Genomic DNA, 19,196 nt, shown 5'->3' on the forward strand with positions numbered 1-19,196 from the left:
AGGGCTCATTCCGCCCAGCTGATCGCGGTCAGGTCAATGGCCGCCGTGGGCGCGTTTTCCCACAGGCCCTGAACGCCGGCCGTGGCCACGCCCAGCTTGGCCAGCTGGAACAGATAGGCGTTGACGTAATCTTCGGCGATCATGCGCTGCGCCTCGCCCATTAGGCGGGTGCGTTCGTCGGGGTCGGTGGTCGCGTTCAGCGTCGCCATCAGGGTCTGGAAGTCCGGGTTGTCATATTGGAAGTAGTAATCCGGCCGGGCATAGATGCCGATGTCCATCGGCTCGGTATGGCTGACGATGGTCAGGGCGAAATCCTTGCCCTTGAACACGGTTTCCAACCACTGCGCCCATTCCACGTTGATGATCTCGGCCTTGATGCCGACCTCGGCCAGCTGCGCGGCCACGATCTCGCCCCCACGGCGGGCGTAGGAGGGCGGCGGCAGATGCAACGTGGTTTCGAACCCGTCTGCAAAACCGGCCTCGGCCAGCAGTGCCCGGGCCTTGTCCGGGTCATGTGCCGAATTTCCGGTCAGATCGACATAGGCCGGGTTGTGCGGAGCAAAATGCGTGCCGATCGGAGTGCCATAACCGAACATCGCGCCGTCGATGATGGCCTGACGGTCGATCGCATGGGCCAGCGCCTGCCGCACCCGCACGTCGTCAAAGGGCGGGGTCTTGTTGTTGGTCGCCAGAATGGTCTCGCCCTCGGTCGAACCGACAAGCACCTGGAACCGAGGGTCGGCCTCGAATTGCGGCAGGTTCTCGGGCGCGGGGAAATTGTCGAACACGTCCACGTCCTCGGCCATCATCGCGGCAAAGGCGGCGGTGGGGTCCGAGATGAACTTGAACGTGGCCTTCTCCAGCGCGGGTTGATCGCCCCAGTAATCGGGGTTGCGCTCCAAGGTGATGCGGTCGCCCTGGACCCATTCGGCGAACTTGTAGGCGCCGGTGCCCACCGGGTTGGTCTTGATGCCCTCAATGCTTTCGGGCGCCACGATCACCGCGTCGCCCCAGGCCAGGTTGAACAGGAAGTTGCCGTTGGGTTCCGCCAAAGTGATTCTGACGGTCAGCGGGTCCACGACCTCGACGCTTTCGATCCCGGCGAACAGGGCCTTCTGCGCATTGGCGCTGTCCTCGGCGGTGGCACGGTCGAGGCTGAACTTCACGTCCTCGGCATCCATCGTGGTGCCATCGTGAAAGGTGACGCCATCGTGCAGCGTGAAGGTATAGACCTTTCCGTCCTCGGAGATCTCCCAGCTTTCGGCCAGCCCGGGCACAACCGAGCCATCGCCCATGAACCGGGTCAGCCCTTCGAACACGTTGGTGTAGACGACCGAATCGATGGCTTGCGCGGCGGCGCTGGTCGGGTCCAGATGCGGCGGCTCCAGCTGCATGGCGATGGTGATGTCCGACCGGGCCATGGCCTGCGAGGCGAGCAGCCCCACGCCCAGCGCCATGACGCCGGCAAAGGTACGAAAGAACGGCTTGGTCATGTAAATTCCCTCCCAGAATGTGCGGATGGGCGGCGGCTGACGCGGCCCTGACGGTAACAATGTCCCTGCAAACCTTGGGTCATTCAAGGAAATGTTCGCGCAACCGGGGTTTCTCTGGCCCCTGCCGATCTGCTATGCCGCGCTGCAACATGAACCCCGCGAGGAGCGAGCATGAGCGCCACCGCCCGCAAGACAGCCCCGAATGCCGAGGATATCCGCGCCCGCAAAGGGGGCGATCCGCTGGTCAGCCTGACCGCCTATACCACGCCGATGGCCCGGCTGATGGACCCCCATTGCGACTTCGTCCTGGTGGGCGACAGCGTCGGCATGGTGCTGCACGGGCTGAGCTCGACCCTGGGCGTGACGATGGAGATGATGATCCTGCACGGGCAGGCCGTGGCGCGCGGGCTGGAGACGGCGATGATGGTCATCGACATGCCCTTTGCCAGCTATGAAGAAAGCCCCGAGCAGGCCTTCCGCAACGCGGCCCGGCTTATGGCCGAGACCGGCGCGAGCGCGGTCAAGCTGGAAGGCGGGGTCGAGATGGCCGAGACGATCCGCTTTCTGGTCAAGCGCGGCATCCCGGTGATGGCGCATATCGGGCTGACGCCGCAATCGATCAACACGCTGGGCGGCTATAAGGTGCAGGGCCGCGACGAACAGGCCGAGACGGTGCTGGCCGACGCCCGCGCCGTGGCCGAGGCCGGGGCGTTTTCGGTCGTGCTCGAGAAGGTTCCGCAGGGTCTGGCCGACCGGATCACCGCCGAGCTGCCCATCCCTACCATCGGCATTGGAGCCTCGGCCGGCTGTGACGGTCAGATCCTGGTGGTTGACGACATGTTGGGCTTTTTCACGGCCTTCAAACCGAAATTCGTCAAACGCTATGCCGATCTAGGCCTGCTGGCCGAGGCCGCCATCGCCGAATACGCCGCCGAGGTGCGCGCCCGCACCTTCCCCGCGGCCGAGCATGTGTTTGCCGATCAGGCGCCCGCCAAGGGGGGCAAGTCATGACCGCGCCCATCCTGCGCACCCTTTCGGAGCTGCGCGCCAAGACCCGGGCCTGGCGCCGGGCGGGCCAGACCATCGGCGTGGTGCCCACCATGGGCGCGCTGCATCAGGGGCACCTGTCGCTGGCACAGGCGGCGCGGGCCGATTGCGACCGGGTGATCGTGACGATCTTCGTCAATCCCAAGCAGTTCAACAACCCCGAGGATCTGGCCAAGTACCCGCGCACCGAGCAGGACGACGCGGCCAAGCTGGCGCCGCTGGGGGTCGATGCGATCTATGTCCCCGACCCGGACCAGATCTATCCGGACGGGTTCGTCACCACCGTGTCCGTCGCCGGCCTGACCGACGTAATGGAGGGCGAATTCCGCCCCGGACATTTCGACGGCGTGGCAACCGTCGTGGCAAAACTGTTCCTGCAGACGCAGGCAGACAGGGCCTATTTCGGGGAAAAGGACTATCAGCAGTTGATGGTCGTGCAGCGCATGGCCCGCGATCTGGACATCCCGATCGAGGTGATCGGCTGCCCCACCGTGCGCGAGCCCTCGGGGCTGGCGATGTCCTCGCGCAATCTGCGCCTGTCGGACCAGGGGCTGGCGACCGGGGCGCTGATGCATGCGGTGATGCAGGACATGGCCGGGCAGCTGGCGCAGGGCGTCGCGTTCGCCGATCTGGTGGGGCCGGCCCGCGACACGCTGCTGGCGGCGGGCTTTTCCGAGGTGGAATATATCGACCTGCGCTGCGCCGAAACGCTTGCGCCGCTGACCGCCGCCACCCGCCCCGCGCGCCTGTTCGCCACCGCCTGGCTGGAGGGCGTGCGCCTGATCGACAATATCGACGTGCCGGTGGCCTGAAACTGGGGTCTGGAACGGCCCCGACCAATCGCCTAATGTCCCCTGAAAATGACGACCGGGGGGAGCACTGGCATGACCTATATTCTGGCAATCGATCAGGGCACCACGTCCTCGCGCGCGATCCTGTTCGACGCGCAGATGCAGCGCGTGGGCACCGCACAGCAGGAATTCACCCAGTATTTCCCGCAGGAAGGCTGGGTCGAGCACGACCCCGAGGAAATCTGGGACAGCGTCCTGAACGTCTGCCGGCAGGTGATGGACGAGGTGGGCGTCGCGGCCGACCAGATCGCCGGGATCGGCATCACCAACCAGCGCGAAACCACCGTGGTCTGGGACAAGACGACCGGCAAGGCCATCCACAACGCCATCGTCTGGCAGGACCGCCGCACCGCCGAGATCTGCCAGCGGTTCCGCGACGCGGGCTGCGAGGATGACGTGACCGCCCAGACCGGCCTGCTGCTCGACCCGTATTTCTCGGGCACCAAGGTCAAATGGCTGCTGGACACCGTGCCCGGCGCGCGCGACCGGGCCGAGGCGGGCGAGCTGCTGTTCGGCACCATCGACAGTTTCCTGATCTGGCGCCTGACCGAGGGCCGCGTCCACGCCACCGACGCCACCAACGCCGCGCGTACCCTGCTGTTCGACATCCACAAGGGCAACTGGAGCGCCGAGATCTGCGATCTTCTGGACGTGCCGCTGTCGATGCTGCCCGAGGTGCGCGACTGCGCGGCCGATTTCGGCCAGACCGGCCTGTTCGGCGGAGCAATCCCGATTCTGGGCGTGGCCGGCGACCAGCAGGCCGCCACGATCGGGCAGGCCTGTTTCCAACCGGGGATGATGAAATCGACCTATGGCACGGGCTGTTTTGCGCTGCTGAACACCGGCACGCAGCCGGTGGAGTCGAAAAATCGCCTGCTGACCACCATCGCCTATCAGCTGGACGGTCAGCGGACCTATGCGCTGGAAGGCTCGATCTTCATCGCGGGCGCGGCGGTGCAGTGGCTGCGCGACGCGCTGCGGATCATCGACTCGGCCCCGCAAAGCGGCGAACTGGCCGCGCAGGCCGACCCCAACCAGCATGTGGTTCTGGTGCCCGCCTTCACCGGGCTGGGCGCGCCCTATTGGAAGCCCGACTGCCGCGGCGCCATGTTCGGTCTGACCCGCAACTCGGGCCGGGCCGAGATCGCACGGGCCACGCTGGAGAGCATCGCTTTCCAGACCCGCGACCTCTGGCACGCGATGCAGGGCGACTGGGGCGCCGAGGCCGACGTGATCCTGCGGGTCGATGGCGGGATGAGCGCGTCCGACTGGGCGATGCAGGGTCTGTCGGACATTCTGGGCGCGCCGGTCGACCGGCCGGTGATGCAGGAAACCACGGCGCTGGGCGCGGCCTGGCTGGCCGGGATGAAGGCCGGGGTCTATCCCGATCAGGCGGGATTCGCCGACACCTGGGCGCTGGACCAGCGGTTCGAACCGATCCTGCCCGAGGCTGACCGCGAGGCGGCCTATGCGCGCTGGAAACGGGCGGTGCAGGCCACCATGGCATTCTGATTCAGTCTGACCCGCGGCGCAGCCCGGGTCAGCTGTGATCCTTCAGCAGGCGCTGTTTTTGGCGAGACCAGTCGCGCTTGGCCTGGGTTTCGCGCTTGTCGTGGATCTTCTTGCCCTTGGCGATGCCGATCTTCAGCTTGGCCCGGCCCTTGTGGTTGAAATACAGCACCAGCGGCACCAGCGTCATGCCCTTGCGCTGCGTGGCGTTCCACAGGTTCGACAGCTCTTTGCGGGACACCAGCAGCTTGCGCCGGCGGCGCTCGTCATGCTTGAACGCCTTGGCCTGTTCGTAGGGCGCGATGTAGCTGTTGATCAGCCACAGTTCGCCATCCTCGACCGCGGCATAGCTTTCGGCGATGTTGGCCCCGCCCGCGCGCAGAGACTTGACCTCGGACCCTTCCAGCACGATGCCGCACTCGATATCCTCTTCGATCGCGTAATCGAAGCGGGCCCGCCGGTTTTCGGCGATCACCTTGTAGTTGGGGTCTGTCTTCTGCTTGGCCATGACGCCGTGATGTATGCGGCTTCGTCAGCCCTTGCAAGATGGGCGCGTCAGGATTTGGCCGAGATGATCAGGTCGGGGCCAAAGATCGTGTCGGCGTGGTTGTGCAGGTAGATCTTCAGCCACGGGGTGAACCGTTCGGGATGACGGCGCACTTCGGCCAGCAGATCGTGGTAGTCGATCCAGCGGATCTCCATCACCTCGTCGGGATTGGGCTCGATCTTCAGCGGCCCGCGTACATGCGCCAGGAACACGTCCACGACCTCGTTCTCGACCATCCCGTTGCCGACATCCGCGTGATATTCCAGCCGGTGCCGGTATTCGGGATACAGCCCGGTGATGCCCAACTCCTCGCGCAGGCGGCGCACGGCGCAGTCCGAGGAGTTTTCGTCCCAGTCGGGATGGGTGCAACAGGTATTCGCCCACAGGCCGGGCGTGTGATATTTGCCCAGCGCGCGGCGCTGCATCAGAATCTCGGTGCCCCGCACGACGAAGACCGAGACCGCCTTGTGCTTGAGCCCCTTTTCGTGGGCTTCCAGCTTGTCCACGGGTGTAAGCTCGCCATGAACCCAAGCCGGGATCATGATTCCCATCTGTCCTCTCCTGATGTGACTGCGTCGATCTGGCGGCATCGGTAACTGGGTGCGATGCTCTGGCGGGTTGGGCGCAGTGTTTTGTTGGTCTGCGTCAAAACTGGCGATGATCGACGTTTCAATCAAGCGCACGAAAGGCCGCAGGGCTGCGGCCTTTTGTACTTGTTCCGATTTTTTGGCAAGTGCGGCTTATTCGGCCGAAACGCTCTGCAGATAGGCAAAGACGTCCTCGCCACCGCTTTTCAGCTTGAAGGTCATCTTCGACTTGGCCGAGGTTTCACCCAGGTAGTCTTTCAGGAACGCCTTGGGGTCCTGAACATAGGCGACAAAGCTTTCTTCGTCCCAGACCAGACCTTTTTCGCCGGCCGCAACCAGGCTGTCGCCGTATTTGAAGCCTTCCTCGGTGCCGGCGGTACGGCCTGCAATGCCGTAGAGGTTCGGCCCGGTTTTGCCGCCCTTGACGATGGCTTCGCCGTCCGGCGTTGCGATCATGTGGCAGGACTTGCACTTGTTGAAGGTCTTGGCGCCGGCTTCGGCGTCGCCTTCGGCCAGGGCCGGCACAGCCAGCAGGCCGACGATGGCAGTCGCGATGATACGTTTCATTGGCGTTGCTCCGATATGAATTGGCTGCCCTTTAACCAGTATCAAACGCACGCAGAGTCAATGCGCAATTTGACGCGCGGCGGCGACCTGACGCAGCCGAAAAGGTATATTTTCAAGGCGTATTTTGCAGATCCGACCAGCACGGCAACAGGTCGCCTGGCGCCGGTTTCGCATGGTAGACCGCGCGTGCGATGGCACGGGTCAGGCACAGAGCCGCGGCGTGACCCAGCAGGGCCAGATCGGCCTCGGCCGAAGGGATCCGTCCCGTGCTGACGCCGAACACCAGGTCGCCATCGCCCGGCGTGTGGGCGGGCAGGATGGCGCGGGCGATCCCGTCATGGGCGGCCACCGCCATGCGCTGGCATTGCGGTTTGGTCAGGGCGGCATCGGTGGCGACGATGGCGATGGTCGTGTTGGCCTTGTCGGGCGGGGGATGGCCCATCGCCCGGGCCTTGCGGCTGGGCGCGGGGTCCCCCAGACCGGACGCCGCATCCGGCCCCAGCCCGCCAAACTCGGCCCCGATCTCGAACGGGGCGGCCCAGAAATGCCGGTCGCCCGGAGTGGTGACGCTGCCCAGCGGGTTGGCCGCAACCAGCGCACCCACGGTCACGCCGCCAGGCAACGCCGCCGAGGCAGAGCCCAGCCCGCCCTTGCACATGGCCGTCAGCGCGCCGGTTCCGGCCCCGGCGCTGCCCAGATCGAACGTCTCCGCCGCGGCGTCAAATGCGGCCCGGCCCAAGGCGCGGTACGGGTTTTCACCCCACGCCTTGTCGCCGCCGTTCAGCAGGTCGAACAGAATCGCCCCGGGTACGATCGGCACCACGGCCGGCCCCACCTGAAACCCGCGTCCCAGTGCATGCAGCGCGTCCATCACGCCCGAACAGGCATCCAGCCCGAAGGCCGAGCCGCCCGAGAGCACGATCGCATCCACCCGGTCGACGGTCTTGTCGGCCGCCAGCAGATCGGTCTCACGCGTGCCGGGGGCGCCCCCCATCACATGAACCGAGGCCCGCAGGGGCTGATCTCCGGTCAGGACGGTGACACCGGATTTCAGAGCCGCGCCCTGAGCGTTGCCCACCAGCAGGCCGGGTACGTCGGTGATCAGGTTTCTGGGTCCGGGGGTCATGCGGATTTGTCCTTTACTGCGGGAAAGCGCGCTGGTGCGCGCTGCCTCCGGCGGGGATATTTCGGGCCAGATGAAGGGGTGTTCAGATACAGCGGCCCCCGTCCACCTCAAGCGCGGCACCGGTGATCATGCTGGCCTCGTCCGAGCATAGGAAACAGGCGGCGTTGCCCATGTCCTGCGGGGTCGAGAACCGGCCCAACGGGATGGTCGACAGGAATTTGGCGCGAATTTCGGGCGTGTCCTCGCCCATGAAGGATTTCAGCAGGGGCGTTTCCCCCGCTACCGGGCAGATCGCGTTCACGCGGACACCGGAGGGGGCCAGTTCGACCGCCATCGTCTTGGTCGCGGTGATCATCCAGCCCTTGGAGGCGTTGTACCAGTTCAGATTCGGGCGCGGCGACAATCCGGCGGTCGAGGCGACGTTCAGGATCGCCCCCGCCCCGCGCGATTTCATATGTGGCACCAGCGCCCGCGCAGTCAGAAAGACCGACTTCATGTTCACACGATAGACGCGGTCGAAGTCTTCTTCGCTGACCTCCTCCAGCGGCGTCGGCAGGTGGGTCACACCGGCATTGTTCACCAGGATGTCCAGATGGCCGTAGAGTCGCAGCGCCGCATCCGCCATCGCTTGGACCGAGTCGCCGTCGGAGACATCCACCTGGCAGTGGTCGGCCAGAGGGCCCAGCGTTGCCGCCATGTGACGCGCGGCATCCCCGTTGATGTCGGCGATCATCACCCGTGCGCCCTCGGACAGGAATTTCTGCACGATCCCGGCCCCGAACCCGGATGCGCCGCCGGTCACGATTGCGGTTTTTCCCTCCAGCCTCATAGCCTTGCCTCCCTGCCGCCTGTCGCGGTCAGACTAGCAACGGCAGGGAAAGATGCCAGATCAATCTTCCGCCACCTTGCCGCGCAGCGCCTTGACGTCAGATCGAGCCTTTTTCGCCGCCAGCCGGCGCTTGACCGAGCCATAGGTGGGTTTCGTGGCGATCCGCCGCTTGGGTTTGACCAGCGCCTTGCCGATCAGCTCGGCCAGACGGGCGCGGGCGATCTCGCGGTTACGGGCCTGGCTGCGGGTTTCGTCGCATTGGATGATGATTGCACCATCCTTGGTCCAGCGCCGCCCGGCCAGCCGTTTCAGCCGCGCCTTGACCGGATCGGGCAGCGAGGGCGAGCGCGCCGCCTCGAAGCGCAGCTCGACCGCGGTCGAGACCTTGTTCACGTTCTGCCCGCCGGGCCCCGAAGCGCGGATGAAGCTCTCGGTCATTTCCCAATCGTGCAGGGTGATATCTTCGGTGATGCGCAACATGGGCGCGACCTTACAGGCGCCACCCGGAAACAGAAAGGGCCGCCCCGGCGGGACGGCCCTTCGAAAGTTCAGGAGGTCGGGTCGGTTAGATCAATCGACCAGCCGGAGCGCGCGCTCCGCCAAGGGCTGCCCTAGCAGGCGGTCCCCCCGGTTGTTCCGACACCTCTCTCCAATCTCTTTCTCGACACTGGATCACCTCCTTTTCTATCTGTTGCGGTTGAAAAGGATGGTGACACAACTTGTGCCATTCTCAAAGCGTTTTTTACGCGGGCTGTGCGGTCAGGCGCGCGACGATCACCTTGAAGGGGATAAGCGCGACCAAAGCCAGCGACAGCTTCACCAGCCAGTCTGCAATTGCCAGCGTCACCCACAGAGGCGCCTCGGGGCCCGACAGCATGAAGGGCACAGGCTCCCACGCCCAGTTGATGGCCGCATCCGCATCGGCGCCGAAGAAGGTCACCGAGGCCGAGAAGGCGATGGTGAAGAAGATCGCGGTATCCAGCGCCGATCCGACCAGTGTGGATACCAGCGGCGCGCGCCACCAGCGGCCTTCGCGCATGGCGTTGAACACGGTGACATCGGTCAGCTGCGCGATCAGGAACGCGGTTCCCGAAGCCACGGCGATGCGCAACGGCACGGCGGCGTAGGTGAAGCCGTCGCCCTGCAGCATGATCTGGCTGCCGATCAGCGAGCAGATCACGCCGGTGACGAAGCCGGCAAACACGACCTTGCGGGCCGGGCCCACGCCATAGACGCGGTTCATGATGTCGGTGACCAGAAAGGCCAGCGGGTAGGTGAAGGCACCCCAGGTCAACAGCCCATCAAAGATCAGGAACTGGACCAGGATGTTCGAGGCCACGACGATGGCGGCCATGGCAAGAATGCCGGGGATAAAGTTGCGTTGCATGTTCTGATGCCCGTTTTGACAAGGTAGCGGCGACTTGGCCAAGGGACCGTCCCAAGGCAAGCCGCGCTTCTAGACCCGGGATCGGCCCGTGTCAATCCGGCAGCAGATACTCGACCAGTTCGGTACGCTGCAGGGCCAGAAAGTTGTCGTCCGAGATCATCGTGACCCGCAACCGCCCCTGCCCGTCGCGCCAGACCGACAGCCCCTCGAGATTGTCATGGGTTCCGGTTCTGGCCTGGAACAGGATTTCCTCGGCCGCAGGTGTATCACCCGCGATCTGCCACCGACGCAGACGCGACCGGAACCCGGTCAGCGAGACCGCGCGTTCCAGTACGTAGAACCGCCCGTCCGGGCCGAAATCGGCCGCTACGGGCAGAAAACCGTCCCGCTGCGCCAGGACGAAGGGCGTGGACCAGGCGCGCCCGTTCCAGCGATAGACCGGAATGTCGCCATTTGCCGTGCGGCTTTTCTCGGGCAGCGTGTACAGGCGACCCTGCGCGTCGATGGCCAGCCCCTCGAACGAACCATTCTGGTCGAGCCCGTCAAAGGCCTTGGGGCGCGGCAGCACCTGAGCATGGGCACCGGGCGCGGCATAACGGGCCACGCGATGCACGCCTTCGAACGAAATGTAGAAGCTGCCATCCGGCGCCAGCGCCAGCCCCTCGGAGTCACCCGAGCTGCCGGGCATGATCCGTCCCCGGCTGGACAGAACCGGCCAGTGGCCAACAATACGGATGCCGACAATCTCATCGCCATCCCGCTCGATGCGGACCGATGCCAGGGTGGAGCGGTCGCTCAGCACCCATGCGCGCTGCCCGTCATCCGAGACATGGATGGCGGAAAACCCGCCGAACCAGTCATGGCCGGCGCGCCATGCAAAGCTGCCCAGATATTCGGTCGATTTGACTTCGACCGCCCAGGCGGAGCCGGCCAGAAACAGGCTGGCGATCAGTTGGACTGCAAGACGGCGGCGCATTGCTGGGGCAGATCCGCCAGAACATACTCACGCCGTTTCTTCGGAGGCGGCGCGTTGGGGTCGGGCGGCGGCGGGTTCAGGATGTTGCGCACCCACTGTTCGGCCTCGGCGCAGCCGTCACCCTTGGGTGGCGGATCCTGATTGACGCACCCGCGCGAGCCGCGCGGGCAGTTCAGCCGGACGTGGAAGTGATAATGATGCCCCCACCAGGGCCGGATCTTACGCAGATAGGCGCGGTTGCCTTTTTCTTCCTTGCACATCTGCACCTTGGCGCCCGGAAACACGAAGATGCGGGCCACGCGTTTGTCCTTGGCCGCCTCGCGCAGGATGGCGTGGTGCTGTTTCGTCCAGTTGCCGTTCACATAGGCCCCGTTCGAGCGCCGCAGAGAGATGGACGAGATGTTCTCGCGGGCCTTGCGCGACAGGCGCATGTTGTCACCGGGAAGCATCCAGATGTCGATGTCCAAGCCAAGCTGGTGGCTGCGGTGGCCCGAGGTCATAGGCCCGCCCCGCGGCTGGCTGATATCCCCGATGTAAAGCCCGTTCCACCCCGGTTGCCTTGCCGCAAAACGGCTGAGGTCCTGCACGAAGTCGATGGCTTGCGGATGGCCCCAGTTGCGGTTGCGCGACAGACGCATCGCCTGCCAAGTGGGCCCGGTCTCGGGCAGTTGCACCGATCCGGCGGCGCATCCGCGCGAATAACTGCCGAAAGCGGCCGGCTTTTGTTGCGAACTGTCCTTCTGAGCCCCGAACAACTGCTTGGCCAGCGGTTGGGCCCCGGCCGCCCCGGCAAGCGCAATTCCTGCCAAAAACACCAAAAAACGTAATGAAATCATCTGCTCTGATCCCCTTCCGGTTTGACCCAGCGCATTAGGAACAATCCCAGAATAAACAACCCGACGATCGGAGACACCCCCAACCGCGCGCTGCCGGTCGCGGTTGTTGCAATTCCGATCATCAAAGGCGCCGCAAAAGCGGTGGCGCGGCCCGACAGACCATAGAGGCCAAAGCTCTCGACCGGGGCGGCCGGATCGGTGTGGCGCACCATCAACGACCGGCTGGCCGATTGCAGGATGCCGCCCATCCCGCCGATCAGGATGCCGCAGCCAAAGAATACAATGTCCGGCAGGCCCGAGCCTTGGGGCAGGGCGATGCCGAAGATCTGCGTCCGGTCCATCGACACGATGGTGGTGCAGACCAGGATCAAAACCCAGATCGCAGTCAGAATCACTGGCTTGGGGCCGAATTTCCGGTCCAGCTTGCCGCCGATCCAGGCGAAGACCGCCGAAGCCAGCACGCTGATGATGCCGAAGACGCCAATCTTGATCAGGTCCCATTCCAACACCAGCCGCGCATAGACGCCGCCGAAACTGTACAGCCCGTTCAGCGCGTCCCGGTAGAACATCGATGACCCCAGATAGCTGGCAAGGCTGACCCGGTACCGCAAAGCGGCCACGGATTTGCCCAGCAGGCGCAGCGCCTCGGATACGCTGCCCTTTTTGTCGGCGGCGGGATCGTCGCGCACCCACAGGAAATACGGGACCATGAACAGGATAAACCACCCGGCGGTGAACGGCCCCACAAAACGCGTGCCTTCCCGTGCGCCGGCGTCCAGCCCGAACAGCGGCTCCATTCCGATCAGCGTCTTGCCGTTGGGCTGCTCGACGAACAGCGCCAGCATGATCGCCAGGGAAATCAGCCCGCCGAAATAGCCGAAGGCAAAGCCCGAGCCCGAGATCTCGCCCACCTCGTTGTCATCGCCGAGATCGGGCAATTGCGAGTTGATGAAGATCAGCGCGTATTCCGCCCCGACAAAGCCCAGACCGAAGGCCGACAGCATCAGCCACATGTTCGACCCGTCCGGCAGCGTGAACCACAGCGCGGCAGACCCCACGGCATACATCACCGAAAAGGCAAAGATCCACGGGATGCGCCGCCCAGAGACATCGGCCATCGCCCCCAGCAGCGGCGCGCCGAAAGCGATGATCAGGCCCGTGATCGTCAGGCAGTTGGCCCAGACCGTCTGCGCCTGCGCGGCGGCGGCCTCGGCATCCATCCCGGCGGTTGCGTAATATTCGGCCGCAACGCCGGCGAAATACGGGCCAAAGACAAAGGTTACCAACAGGGTGTGATACGGCTGGCTGGCCCAGTCGAAAAACCACCAGCCCCAGATGCGCCTGCGCTTGGAAATCACTGCCATCTCTGCCCCTTGCCTGCTTTTGATTTCATAAGACGGGCCTTTGGGCCATTTCGCAAGCGTTCTGTGACTGCGGGCTTGCCTATTGCCGCTTGGGCACTTAGGTCTCAGGCCGTACGGAAAACGAGGTGCCCATGCTGTCGCTGATCCAAATCCTGCTGCTGATCCTGGACATCGTCTGGTTCATCATCCTGGCCCATGTGATCATGAGTTGGCTGATCAACTTCCAGGTCCTGAACCTGCATCAACAGCTGGTCGCCCAGATCTGGTACGGCCTGAACCGCCTGCTCGAACCGATCTACGGCCCGATCCGCCGCATTCTGCCCAACATGGGCGGTCTGGACCTGACGCCTCTGGTGGTGCTGATCGGGGTCTATGCGCTGCGGATCATCCTCATCAACAACGCGGTCTATTTCTACTGACCTCTTGTTCCCCGATTCCGACTGTGTGATTGTCCGTTCAAGAGCAGTCAAATCTTGAAACAGGGCACCCCCGCACATGTTCGACGCCGCGCCTCTGCTGCGAGATGTCTTTGGATTCGATGAGTTCCGCCCCGGGCAGGAAGAGATCGTCGATGCCGTGACCGCCGGCGAGAACGTGCTGGCGATCATGCCCACCGGGGGCGGCAAATCTCTGTGTTATCAACTGCCTGCCCTGCTGCGTGACGGCGTCACCGTTGTGATCTCGCCGCTGATCGCGCTGATGCGCGACCAGGTGCGCGGGCTGCAGGAGGCCGGGGTCGAGGCCGGCGCGCTGACCTCGGGCAACACGCCCGAGGAAACCGATGCCGTGTGGGAGGCGCTCGAGGCCGGGCGGCTGAAACTGCTGTATATGGCGCCCGAACGGCTGGCCGCTGGCTCGGCGCTGGGCATGTTGCGGCGGATCAATGTCAGCCTGATCGCCGTGGACGAGGCGCACTGCGTCAGCCAGTGGGGCCATGATTTCCGCCCCGACTACCTGCGGATCGGAGAGCTGCGGCGCGCGCTGAATGTGCCCCTGGCCGCCTTCACCGCCACGGCGGATGCGGAAACACAGGACGAGATCGTCGAGAAACTGTTCGACGGCACGCCCCCGCGCAAGTTCCTGCGCGGCTTCGACCGGCCGAACATCCATCTGGCCTTTGCCGCCAAGGACAGCCCGCGCAAGCAGATCCTGGATTTCGCCGATGCCCGTCGCGGCCAGTCGGGCATCGTCTATTGCGGCACCCGCAACAAGACCGAAGTGCTGGCGCAGGCCCTGCGCGAACAGGGCCACAGCGCCTGCCACTATCACGGCGGGATGGAGGCCGAGGACCGCCGCATCGTCGAAACCCGCTTCGCGCGCGAGGACGGGCTGATCGTGGTGGCCACCGTGGCCTTTGGCATGGGCATCGACAAGCCCGACATCCGCTGGGTCGCCCATGCGGACCTACCCAAATCGATCGAGGCCTATTACCAGGAAATCGGCCGCGCCGGCCGCGACGGCGGCCCGGCCGAGACCCTGACCCTGTTCGGCCCCGACGACATCCGCCTGCGCCGCAGCCAGATCGACGAGGGGCTGGCCCCGCCCGAACGCCGCGCCGCCGACCATGCCCGCCTGAACGCTCTGCTGGGTCTGGCCGAGGCGCTGCACTGCCGCCGGCAGACCCTGCTGGGCTATTTCGGGGAAGAGGCCCAGCCCTGCGGCAAATGCGATCTGTGCGACAGCCCGCCCGAGCTGTTCGACGGCACCACCCCGGTGCGCATGGCCCTGTCGGCGATCCTGCGCACCGAGGAATGGTTCGGTTCGGGCCACCTGATCGACATCCTGCTGGGCAATGACACCGACAAGATCCGCGCCCGGCGGCATGACGAATTGCCCACCTATGGCATCGGCAAGGACTGGTCGCGCCCGCAATGGCAGGCGATCTTCCGGCAGATGATGGGCCATGACCTGGTCCGCCCCGACCCTGAACGCCACGGCGCCCTGCGCATGACCGAGGCCGCCAAGCCGATCCTGAAGGGCGAGGCGCAGATCACCCTGCGCAAGGATACGCTGCGCAAGGCCACCCGCCGGCCCGCGGTCAAGATGATGGTCTCGGAAGAGGATGCGCCCCTGCTGTCGGCGCTCAAGGCCAAGCGCCGCGCCCTGGCCGAGGCCGCCCGCGTGCCCGCCTATGTCATCTTCCCTGACCGAACGCTGATCGAGATGGCGGAAAAACGCCCCATGACCCTGGACGAGATGGCCCGGATCGGCGGCGTGGGCGCAAAAAAACTGGACCGCTATGGCGACACCTTCCTCGAAGTAATCGCGGGCGAGGCGCAGGCGGTCCACCCGGCGCGCCGCAAGCTGGCCGGGCGTGAACAGGGCAATATCTACGACCGTCTGCTCGAGGTGCAGGCACAGCTGGCCCGAGGCCCGGACGGGATCGACAAACCATTGAGCTGTTCGGCCGCGCAACTGGCGAAGGTTGCGCAGATGCGGCCCGACGACGACCGCGCGCTGGAGCAGATTCTGGGCGACCGCCGCGCCGAACGTTTCGCGGCCGCCTTTCTGGACGTGCTGCGCGCGGCGGGCTAGGTATCGGCGGGCAGGCACGTACAAGGGGGTAGATATGCTGGTGGTGATCTCTCCGGCCAAACGGCTGGACTGGGCAGAACGGGACGCGACGCCGACCCAGCCCGATTTTCAGGACGACGCGATCCGGCTGGCGAAAACCGCGCGCAACCTGACGCTGGGAGATCTAAAAAAGCTGATGAGCCTCAGCGACGATCTGGCCCGGCTGAACCGCGACCGGTTCCGCACCTTTGCCGATACCCCGCCGCCCGAGACCACCCGCCCGGCCGCGTTGGCCTTTGCGGGCGACACCTATCAGGGGCTCGAGGCCGCCTCGCTGGACGCCGACGAACTGGCCTGGGCGCAGGATCATCTGCGCATCCTGTCGGGGCTTTACGGCCTGCTGCGCCCGCTGGACGCCATTCAGCCCTATCGGCTGGAAATGGGTAGCCGGCTGAAGACCCGGCGCGGCAAGACCCTGTATGACTACTGGCGCGACCAGCTGAGCAAGGCGCTGAACGCGCAGGCCGAGGAGATCGGCACCGACACGCTGGTGAACTGCGCCAGCCAGGAATATTTCGGCGCGGTGGCCCCCAAGGCGCTGAAACTGCGGGTCATCACCCCGGTCTTTATGGAGGACAAGGGCGGCGCACCCAAGATCGTCAGCTTCTTTGCCAAAAAAGCTCGCGGCTCAATGGCGCGGTACATCATCCAGCACCGGCTGACCGATCCGAAGGGCCTGCGGGATTTCGACACCGGCGGCTATGTGTACCGGTCTGATTTATCGGAACCGGACAAACCGGTATTCGTGCGCCCCTATCAGGCCTGATCCAGCATCGAGGCATCATACGCCACCAGTTCGACCGTGTTGCCCTCGGGGCCCGCAGTAAATACTCCGCGCCAACCGATCCAGCCGAACCGTTCGACGCGATAGGGCTGGCCGATTTGGTCATACCAGCGCATGACGGCCTCCTGTTCCGCAAAGGGAAGAGACAAGGCGACATGGTGCAGCGACGATTGCGCCCCGGTCACGGGTTTGTCGGCACCGGTGGGGTGCAAACCCGGCCGCGGCGCTGCCCCATGGTGAAAAAGCGCCAGAACCTGTGTGTGTCCTTCGAACCCATCCGCAATCCGAAAGAATGTGATGGCGCTGTTATGGCCGCCGTGCAGGCGGGTCAGCCCGATGACGTTTTCATAGAAATCAACCATTGCTGCCATGTCGGCGCAGCGTATTGCGATTTCACCCAAAGCGCGGGGGCGAAAACCTCGTTCCTGTGACATGGCGTCAGCCTAGACCGCACCGGCCGGCTCGACAATGACAGGTTGCGCATCCGTCGGGCAGTTGGACTGGATCATCTCGCAAATCAGCTTCTTCTGAAGCGGTTTCGTCAGGTAGTGATCCAACCCGGCCCCAAGGATGCTGTGCTCGTCACCGGCCAAAGCATGAGCGGTCAGCGCCACGATCGGCACATGCTGCCCTGTGCCGATTTCGCGTCGGCGAATCTCACCCGTGGCCTGCTTTCCGTCCATCTTGGGCATCGAGATGTCCATAAGGATCAGGTCCGGCGCGAATTCCGCAAAGGCTTCGACAGCCTCAAGCCCGTTGGCCACCAGCTTGAGGTCTATGTTCAGATCCTTGGTCATCTTGCTCAGGATCAACTGGTTGGTGCGATTGTCCTCGGCAGCCAGAACCCGCATCTTGCGCAGCTTCGTGTTTCCGCCGGACGATTGGGCCGGCTCTGCGCGGCAGGGCGGGGAAACAGGCGCAGGCAACACAGCCGCGCCCAGCGCCTGAAGCCGCGAGAACAGCTCGGCCCGAGGGATCGGTTTCTGAACCACCCCTTGTATCAGCCGATGGTTCGGATCGGCGTGTACGATGGCCGGGTTTGCGGACATCAGCACGATCGGAACGTCGGACCAGCTTCGCTTGCGCAGAGTTTCCGCCAAATCCAGCCCGTCCATGTCAGGCAGATCGTGATCGCAAAGGATCAGGTCGACCGACGCATCCACCGCGCTCAGCGCTTCGGTGCCTGTGGCGCAAACCGTTACCTCGGCCCCCAAACGCCGCAGCTGCTTGTTCAGAATGGCCCGATTGACCGCCAGATCCTCGACCACGAGGACATGTTTCAGCCTGTCCGCCAAGGCAGGCGGAGCCGGTTGAGGGCCTTCGGCGGTGGGCAGCGTGATGCGGAACCCAAAGCACGATCCCTTGCCGGCCTCGCTCTCGACCCAGATCGAGCCACCCATCAAGGTAATCAGGCGTTTGGTGATGGCCAGACCAAGGCCAGTGCCGTCAAAGGCGCGGGTCTTTTCGTTTTCAACCTGATTGAACTCGCCAAATATGTGCTCGATCTTGTCCGCTTCGATGCCGATTCCGGTGTCTTCGATCGCAATGTGGATGTCGCAGGTCTTCTGATCGGCATGCGGTACTCCGGTGACCCGGATCAGAACATGGCCCTGGGCGGTGAATTTGACCGCGTTGCCCACCAGATTGGTCAGCACCTGACGCACCCGGCCCGGATCACCCACGAACAGCGTCGGCAGGAACAGGTCATAGTCGACCAGCAAGGTCAGCCCCTTGTCGCGCACCGTGGGCTGCAGCAGCATCGCAACTTCGAGGATGCAACGCTCAAGATCGAAACCCTCCGGATGCAGCACAAGCTTGTCCGCTTCGATCTTGGAATAGTCCAGAACGTCATTGATGATGACCAGCAGCGCGTCCCCCGAATTTCGGATTGTCTCGACATAAAGCCTCTGCTCCTCATTCAGAGGGGTTTCCGACAGCAGGTCGGTCATCCCGACGATGCCATTCATCGGGGTCCGGATCTCATGGCTCATATTGGCAAGGAAAGCCGACTTGGCCCGGTTGGCGGCCTCGGCCTTTTCGCGCGCGGCCTGCAGTTGCGCCTCATGCTGGACCGAGGCCGTGATGTTCAGGGCCAGACTGACCACATCGCCACCCTGGCCGCGCTGGTCGATCAGCTTGATATATTGCCCATTCCACAGCTGGATCACTTCGGGCGGCGGGTTGATCCGGGTCCAGCGGCGCATCATGCGGGTTTTCCACGCCTCGGCCGGTTCCGACCCGATATCGATGATGCCCTCTGTGGTCAGCAGATCAAGAATGCGGGGGTATGAAATCCCGGGCGCGACCTCGTCCAGTCCTTCGAACACGCTCAGATAGGCCGTATTTGCGCTGATCAACCGATCACTGCCGTCGAAGAAGGCGAAACCGTCCTGGATCGTCTGGATCGAATGCCAGAGGCGGCGTTCGGCCACTTCGATCTTGGCATTTGCAACGGTCAGGTCCGATTTGACCTTTTCATTCTCGCCACGCACGGATTCGACCTCGGCCTCGGTCTCGCCGATACGTTTGGTCAGGGCCATCGCATATTCGCCCAGCTTGCGATTGGCCTCGGACAGTTCACTCTGCTTGAGTGCAAGCAAGCGTTCGGCGGCCAGACGCGCCCGCCGTTCCTGTGCCAGTTTTTCTGCAAGACTCATGGTCATCTTCCCGGTCGGTTCGGGATCAGCATTCCCGCAGACCGTGAAAATCTGTTTAAGAC

Annotated in this window: 19 protein-coding genes; 6 read left to right on the plus strand and 13 right to left on the minus strand. The window is 64.4% G+C overall.

The window, feature by feature from the left end; all coding sequences use genetic code 11:
* Positions 1 to 5: 5 nt before the first annotated feature.
* A complete protein-coding gene (locus tag ACR0NB_RS12155; RefSeq protein WP_480775815.1) occupies positions 6 to 1,493 on the minus strand; it encodes an ABC transporter substrate-binding protein in 1,488 nt (495 codons plus the stop codon).
* A 171-nt stretch (positions 1,494 to 1,664) separates the two neighbouring features.
* Between ACR0NB_RS12155 and panB the strand changes: the two genes are divergently transcribed.
* The 3 genes from panB (at position 1,665) to glpK (ending at position 4,903) form a co-directional block, all read left to right on the plus strand.
* Positions 1,665 to 2,504, plus strand: a complete 840-nt coding sequence (gene panB, locus ACR0NB_RS12160; RefSeq protein WP_480775816.1) for a 3-methyl-2-oxobutanoate hydroxymethyltransferase — start codon at positions 1,665 to 1,667, stop codon at positions 2,502 to 2,504.
* Positions 2,501 to 3,352, plus strand: coding sequence for a pantoate--beta-alanine ligase (panC, locus tag ACR0NB_RS12165; RefSeq protein WP_480775817.1), 852 nt, complete (start codon positions 2,501 to 2,503; stop codon positions 3,350 to 3,352). The genes panB and panC overlap by 4 nt, the downstream gene beginning before the upstream one ends.
* Positions 3,353 to 3,424: 72 nt before the next feature.
* A complete protein-coding gene (glpK, locus tag ACR0NB_RS12170; RefSeq protein WP_480775818.1) occupies positions 3,425 to 4,903 on the plus strand; it encodes a glycerol kinase GlpK in 1,479 nt (492 codons plus the stop codon).
* A 28-nt stretch (positions 4,904 to 4,931) separates the two neighbouring features.
* On the opposite strand, the gene smpB is transcribed toward glpK, so the two are convergent.
* The 10 genes from smpB to ACR0NB_RS12220 form a co-directional block, all read right to left on the minus strand.
* Complete coding sequence (gene smpB, locus ACR0NB_RS12175; RefSeq protein WP_170447423.1) at positions 4,932 to 5,408, minus strand: SsrA-binding protein SmpB; 477 nt, start codon at positions 5,406 to 5,408, stop codon at positions 4,932 to 4,934.
* Between the two features lie 47 nt (positions 5,409 to 5,455).
* On the minus strand, positions 5,456 to 5,998 hold the full coding sequence (gene idi / locus ACR0NB_RS12180; RefSeq protein WP_093964071.1) for an isopentenyl-diphosphate Delta-isomerase: 543 nt from the start codon (positions 5,996 to 5,998) through the stop codon (positions 5,456 to 5,458).
* Positions 5,999 to 6,187: 189 nt separating this feature from the next.
* The gene (locus tag ACR0NB_RS12185; protein ID WP_170405871.1) at positions 6,188 to 6,601 is read right to left on the minus strand and encodes a c-type cytochrome; all 414 of its coding nucleotides are present in this window, start codon (positions 6,599 to 6,601) and stop codon (positions 6,188 to 6,190) included.
* Between the two features lie 112 nt (positions 6,602 to 6,713).
* Complete coding sequence (locus ACR0NB_RS12190) at positions 6,714 to 7,727, minus strand: P1 family peptidase (protein ID WP_480775819.1); 1,014 nt, start codon at positions 7,725 to 7,727, stop codon at positions 6,714 to 6,716.
* Between the two features lie 82 nt (positions 7,728 to 7,809).
* Entirely contained in the window at positions 7,810 to 8,556 is a 747-nt protein-coding gene (locus ACR0NB_RS12195; protein WP_170440010.1) for an SDR family oxidoreductase, read from the minus strand.
* A 60-nt stretch (positions 8,557 to 8,616) separates the two neighbouring features.
* A complete protein-coding gene (gene arfB / locus ACR0NB_RS12200) occupies positions 8,617 to 9,036 on the minus strand; it encodes an alternative ribosome rescue aminoacyl-tRNA hydrolase ArfB (protein WP_170360441.1) in 420 nt (139 codons plus the stop codon).
* Positions 9,037 to 9,298: 262 nt separating this feature from the next.
* Positions 9,299 to 9,943 (minus strand): queuosine precursor transporter, encoded by a 645-nt coding sequence (locus tag ACR0NB_RS12205; RefSeq protein WP_480775820.1) that lies wholly within the window; start codon positions 9,941 to 9,943, stop codon positions 9,299 to 9,301.
* A gap of 91 nt (positions 9,944 to 10,034) precedes the next feature.
* Positions 10,035 to 10,919 carry an esterase-like activity of phytase family protein gene (locus tag ACR0NB_RS12210; RefSeq protein ID WP_480775821.1) on the minus strand — a complete coding sequence of 295 codons (885 nt, stop codon included), beginning with the start codon at positions 10,917 to 10,919 and terminating at the stop codon, positions 10,035 to 10,037.
* On the minus strand, positions 10,892 to 11,755 hold the full coding sequence (mepA, locus tag ACR0NB_RS12215; protein ID WP_480775822.1) for a penicillin-insensitive murein endopeptidase: 864 nt from the start codon (positions 11,753 to 11,755) through the stop codon (positions 10,892 to 10,894). Before mepA ends, ACR0NB_RS12210 begins: the two co-directional genes overlap by 28 nt.
* Positions 11,752 to 13,119, minus strand: a complete 1,368-nt coding sequence (locus tag ACR0NB_RS12220) for an MFS transporter (protein WP_480775823.1) — start codon at positions 13,117 to 13,119, stop codon at positions 11,752 to 11,754. Before ACR0NB_RS12220 ends, mepA begins: the two co-directional genes overlap by 4 nt.
* A 131-nt stretch (positions 13,120 to 13,250) precedes the next feature.
* Here ACR0NB_RS12220 and ACR0NB_RS12225 point away from each other — a divergent pair, with 131 nt between their 5' ends.
* The 3 genes from ACR0NB_RS12225 (at position 13,251) to yaaA (ending at position 16,459) form a co-directional block, all read left to right on the plus strand.
* The gene (locus tag ACR0NB_RS12225; protein ID WP_005980077.1) at positions 13,251 to 13,538 is read left to right on the plus strand and encodes a YggT family protein; all 288 of its coding nucleotides are present in this window, start codon (positions 13,251 to 13,253) and stop codon (positions 13,536 to 13,538) included.
* A gap of 76 nt (positions 13,539 to 13,614) precedes the next feature.
* Complete coding sequence (gene recQ, locus ACR0NB_RS12230; protein ID WP_480775824.1) at positions 13,615 to 15,654, plus strand: DNA helicase RecQ; 2,040 nt, start codon at positions 13,615 to 13,617, stop codon at positions 15,652 to 15,654.
* Between the two features lie 34 nt (positions 15,655 to 15,688).
* On the plus strand, positions 15,689 to 16,459 hold the full coding sequence (gene yaaA, locus ACR0NB_RS12235) for a peroxide stress protein YaaA (protein WP_480775825.1): 771 nt from the start codon (positions 15,689 to 15,691) through the stop codon (positions 16,457 to 16,459).
* Here yaaA and ACR0NB_RS12240 read toward each other — a convergent pair.
* A complete protein-coding gene (locus ACR0NB_RS12240) occupies positions 16,450 to 16,911 on the minus strand; it encodes a VOC family protein (RefSeq protein ID WP_480775826.1) in 462 nt (153 codons plus the stop codon). The two genes, yaaA and ACR0NB_RS12240, sit on opposite strands and share 10 nt — an antisense overlap.
* 9 nt (positions 16,912 to 16,920) lie before the next feature.
* Entirely contained in the window at positions 16,921 to 19,134 is a 2,214-nt protein-coding gene (locus ACR0NB_RS12245) for a response regulator (protein ID WP_480775827.1), read from the minus strand.
* Between the last annotated feature and the right edge of the window lie 62 nt (positions 19,135 to 19,196).

The sequence above is a fragment of the Ruegeria sp. CG3 genome (genome assembly GCF_056537205.1).

Bases quoted from the DNA above. Each gene is read 5' to 3' on its own strand.
- ACR0NB_RS12155 (WP_480775815.1), bottom strand. From the start codon at position 1,493: ATGACCAAGCCGTTCTTTCGTACCTTTGCCGGCGTCATGGCGCTGGGC.
- panB (WP_480775816.1), top strand. From the start codon at position 1,665: ATGAGCGCCACCGCCCGCAAGACAGCCCCGAATGCCGAGGATATCCGC.
- panC (WP_480775817.1), top strand. From the start codon at position 2,501: ATGACCGCGCCCATCCTGCGCACCCTTTCGGAGCTGCGCGCCAAGACC.
- glpK (WP_480775818.1), top strand. From the start codon at position 3,425: ATGACCTATATTCTGGCAATCGATCAGGGCACCACGTCCTCGCGCGCG.
- smpB (WP_170447423.1), bottom strand. From the start codon at position 5,408: ATGGCCAAGCAGAAGACAGACCCCAACTACAAGGTGATCGCCGAAAAC.
- idi (WP_093964071.1), bottom strand. From the start codon at position 5,998: ATGGGAATCATGATCCCGGCTTGGGTTCATGGCGAGCTTACACCCGTG.
- ACR0NB_RS12185 (WP_170405871.1), bottom strand. From the start codon at position 6,601: ATGAAACGTATCATCGCGACTGCCATCGTCGGCCTGCTGGCTGTGCCG.
- ACR0NB_RS12190 (WP_480775819.1), bottom strand. From the start codon at position 7,727: ATGACCCCCGGACCCAGAAACCTGATCACCGACGTACCCGGCCTGCTG.
- ACR0NB_RS12195 (WP_170440010.1), bottom strand. From the start codon at position 8,556: ATGAGGCTGGAGGGAAAAACCGCAATCGTGACCGGCGGCGCATCCGGG.
- arfB (WP_170360441.1), bottom strand. From the start codon at position 9,036: ATGTTGCGCATCACCGAAGATATCACCCTGCACGATTGGGAAATGACC.
- ACR0NB_RS12205 (WP_480775820.1), bottom strand. From the start codon at position 9,943: ATGCAACGCAACTTTATCCCCGGCATTCTTGCCATGGCCGCCATCGTC.
- ACR0NB_RS12210 (WP_480775821.1), bottom strand. From the start codon at position 10,919: ATGCGCCGCCGTCTTGCAGTCCAACTGATCGCCAGCCTGTTTCTGGCC.
- mepA (WP_480775822.1), bottom strand. From the start codon at position 11,755: ATGATTTCATTACGTTTTTTGGTGTTTTTGGCAGGAATTGCGCTTGCC.
- ACR0NB_RS12220 (WP_480775823.1), bottom strand. From the start codon at position 13,119: ATGGCAGTGATTTCCAAGCGCAGGCGCATCTGGGGCTGGTGGTTTTTC.
- ACR0NB_RS12225 (WP_005980077.1), top strand. From the start codon at position 13,251: ATGCTGTCGCTGATCCAAATCCTGCTGCTGATCCTGGACATCGTCTGG.
- recQ (WP_480775824.1), top strand. From the start codon at position 13,615: ATGTTCGACGCCGCGCCTCTGCTGCGAGATGTCTTTGGATTCGATGAG.
- yaaA (WP_480775825.1), top strand. From the start codon at position 15,689: ATGCTGGTGGTGATCTCTCCGGCCAAACGGCTGGACTGGGCAGAACGG.
- ACR0NB_RS12240 (WP_480775826.1), bottom strand. From the start codon at position 16,911: ATGTCACAGGAACGAGGTTTTCGCCCCCGCGCTTTGGGTGAAATCGCA.
- ACR0NB_RS12245 (WP_480775827.1), bottom strand. From the start codon at position 19,134: ATGAGTCTTGCAGAAAAACTGGCACAGGAACGGCGGGCGCGTCTGGCC.